Genomic DNA, 3,263 nt, shown 5'->3' with positions numbered 1-3,263 from the left:
TTATATTGTGTCTTATATTAAATTGGGGCTTATATTATATTGGGTCTTATATTAGTAAACTTGAAACCATAGACTTTTACTTTTTTCACTAATTTTTAGCCATGGGCCAGAATCCCATCCTTAACACCTTTGATGAAAGAAACAAGTAAAGGCTTATTTTTATGCAGTAAAGCCCAGCCCACGAACGAAAAAAACTTGAACCCGAGGAAGTAAACTAGAAATATTAAATACTGTTTATCCGAAGCATGCTGTTTCATGAACCAGAATCGATTTCTTGTATGGTGGTATACAGCAAAACCCGTGATCTTACTGCTCGTCGCTCCTCCTTTATGCCAGATTATTCCCTGGGGGACATATACAATTTTATACATTGCCTTTCGCGCACGCACGCACCACTCGATTTCTTCAAAGTAGGCAAAATAATTATTATTTAAGCCGCCAATTTTCTTGAAAACTTCACTTTTTGCTAGCAGTGCGCAGCCCGTTACAGCATCAACTTCCTTAGGAATCCCGGCTTTTACATCTGCTTCATATGTAAGGTTTATAGCATCTCCATGGTTCCAGAGTATCTTTGAGCCCGTAGACTGGAGGCCGCGAGGGGGGTTATAGTCGTAGATAGTCGGACCCAAAACTCCTATATTCAAATCGGTTTCGGCAGTCTGGACCAGTTCATCCAGAAAATCGGGGTCTACAATGGTATCGTTATTCAGTAAAAGGATGTGATCAGGCTTCAAAAACGTCATTGCATATTTTATTGCGATATTATTTCCTTCGGCAAATCCATAGTTCTTAATATTTTTAATTAAAATTAATTTTCTTTCAAGCGGAGCCTTCTCAAGGTCTTTCTGTACTCTGTCGTTAAATTTGAGTTCTTCCTGAGAGTGCTCTATTAAACACAGGGGCTTATTATCCGGATTATACCTGACAAAGCTTGATTCTACCTGGATTCTTCCAACCGCATATTCTTTTATTTTTTCAATTGAATTATCTTTTGAGCCATTATCTATAACAACAATATCATAATTTGGATATTCGATCTGATAAACCGACTCCAAGCATTCTATTGTATCTTCCCAACCGTTCCAGTTGAGAATTATGATTGCAACTTTAGAATACATGTTCTCAAATCTAGAAATGATTTTATAATTACATTTATTTCAGACTTCATAATACTTGCTAATTATTTAATTACTGCCTGGGTCATAAACCTTGCCAAGCAAACTTTTAAGAAAAGATTTAAAAAGCTCCATTGGTCATCAGTTAAGGAATTGTCTTACCTGAAAGCTATCGATTTTGCATTAGAAGCCGGCCTTAAACTTTGGCCTCTTTACATGAAATTGATACCCTGTTCCAGCTCACAACTCATTGAAATATATTACAAACGTTGAGACATTGCTGCAATTTGTCATGATTCCTCACTTAACCGAAGACGCATGAAAAAGCCTCCAATAAATAGTATTATAAATATTTATTATTTTTTCATATATATTTTGACCAGCGAGAGAAATAATTAAAAGAACTATAGACTTTATAGCAATAGGGTTTGCTTTAATGGCTTTTATCAAATAATGTCTTCCAGATCTCAAATTGCCGATTGACATCATAGAGTATCCAATATCATAGTACTGCCTTGCTAGAAATTTTTTATTTCCCTTTAAGCAGTTAAAATATTTATTGAGTAAATAAATTCTTGCAGTATAACCTGCAATAATATTAGTAGAAATACCTTCATTTTCATAATATTTAACCAAAGGTTCTCGTATATGATAAAACTTGAAATATTTAGATAACCTTAAGAATAAATCGAGATCTATTAATCGGGGTAATTTATCATCAAAATATCCAACATATTCTATACATTCCTTTTGAATCACCGCAGATTGGATTCCAATTCCTAACACTTGATAGTCTAGAGTTTGTTCATTAACCAAAATACCACTATAGACAGTAGGAGAATTCCAATAATCGATTCCTTGATCTTCAAATATCCTTAGCATATCAGTGTACACCACTCCCACTTCCGGAGATTTATCAAAAACATCCATCTGTTTCTCAAGCTTTTCCGGAAACCATTCGTCATCACTGTCATGAAATGCTATATATTCACCTCTTGCAACATTGAGACCAGTATTTCTTGCTACTGCTGCACCCATATTTTTTTTGAGTCTGAGATATATGAGAGTAGGATACTCTTTTTTGATAAGTTCCTCAGTATTGTCAGTTGAAGCATCATCTACAATAATAACTTCAAAATCTTTGTAAGTTTGATTTAGTACACTATCAATAGATCTTGAAATTAAATGTTCCCGGTTGTAAGTAGGGATGATTACGCTTACTTTAGGTTTATTGTTAAACATGCAATTTCTCTTTACACAACTTCATAATTTATTAAAATATTTGATAAATGTGGAGGAAATTGACGCAATTTATCATGATCTCTCACATAACCGAAGACACATGGATTGTTATCTTCTTATTAGAAAGATAACCGTTTTACTGCGTTTTATTTTAGATATTATCTTTTAGACTCTATAATCGAAAAAGTCTTCAATTTTCACTATAATGAGTATAACTAAACGTACATGATATTCTTCGAATAAATGCACAAAGAAATGAAAGTATTCTACTTCGCCCTTTTTTTGACTATCTATCTCGTCATTACCTTGGATAGTAATGTTGTCCTAATTTTGATTTTTCAAACCATCACTAAATTAATCAGTGAATTGCCATAGAAGGCTTAAATTTGATAAGGCGCAGAAAAATCAAAAGAAGCATTGGGAAACAGTTTTGTTTCGTACTTTCATACTAAATCAGTTCAATATATCTAATATTTTGTATTAAACTTTTTGGAATTGATTGCCACATAATTAATTTTTTAGGCTCTTCGTTGTTTTGTGTGGATATTCTCCAATGTCCCCATAAAAACCAATGCGGTCTTGAATTGAAAATCATCTTATCCATAGAGAATGACGAAGAGCCACTTCGTATTAGACCCTACAAAAAAAGTGTCTATTGATATGGTTTTATGTATAAAAGTATAAACTCCGGTATAACAAAATTTATAGCGGGGGCGTGAACATACCCCATTGCTTGCAGCAGGGTGCGCCAGCGCAACTTTGATTATTCAACTATTCTTAATTGCTTCGAATATAGGGTTTGGAGAAGAAAGGTTGAGTTTTAATATAACTCTATTATATGAAATGTGAAAAACAGTTTATCTTAAATTGAAAATCTTTACAAAATTAACTTAAGCCTGAATCATA

At 33.4% G+C, this 3,263-nt stretch carries 2 protein-coding genes; both read right to left on the bottom strand.

Annotated elements, in window-relative coordinates; genetic code table 11:
• Positions 1-95: 95 nt before the first annotated feature.
• Positions 96-1,118 carry a glycosyltransferase family 2 protein gene (locus A9239_RS13790; protein WP_048121348.1) on the bottom strand — a complete coding sequence of 341 codons (1,023 nt, stop codon included), beginning with the start codon at positions 1,116-1,118 and terminating at the stop codon, positions 96-98.
• A gap of 297 nt (positions 1,119-1,415) precedes the next feature.
• Positions 1,416-2,357, bottom strand: coding sequence for a glycosyltransferase family 2 protein (locus A9239_RS13785; RefSeq protein WP_052712908.1), 942 nt, complete (start codon positions 2,355-2,357; stop codon positions 1,416-1,418).
• Positions 2,358-3,263: the final 906 nt, after the last annotated feature.

This window comes from Methanosarcina sp. A14, assembly GCF_001729375.1.
Lineage (GTDB): Archaea > Halobacteriota > Methanosarcinia > Methanosarcinales > Methanosarcinaceae > Methanosarcina > Methanosarcina barkeri.
The sequence above is the reverse complement of the archived record's forward strand: the minus strand, read 5'-3'. Positions and strand labels throughout refer to the sequence as shown.

Coding starts and splice junctions, on each gene's coding strand:
- A9239_RS13785 (WP_052712908.1), bottom strand. CDS start 2,357: ATGTTTAACAATAAACCTAAAGTAAGCGTAATCATCCCTACTTACAAC.
- A9239_RS13790 (WP_048121348.1), bottom strand. CDS start 1,118: ATGTATTCTAAAGTTGCAATCATAATTCTCAACTGGAACGGTTGGGAA.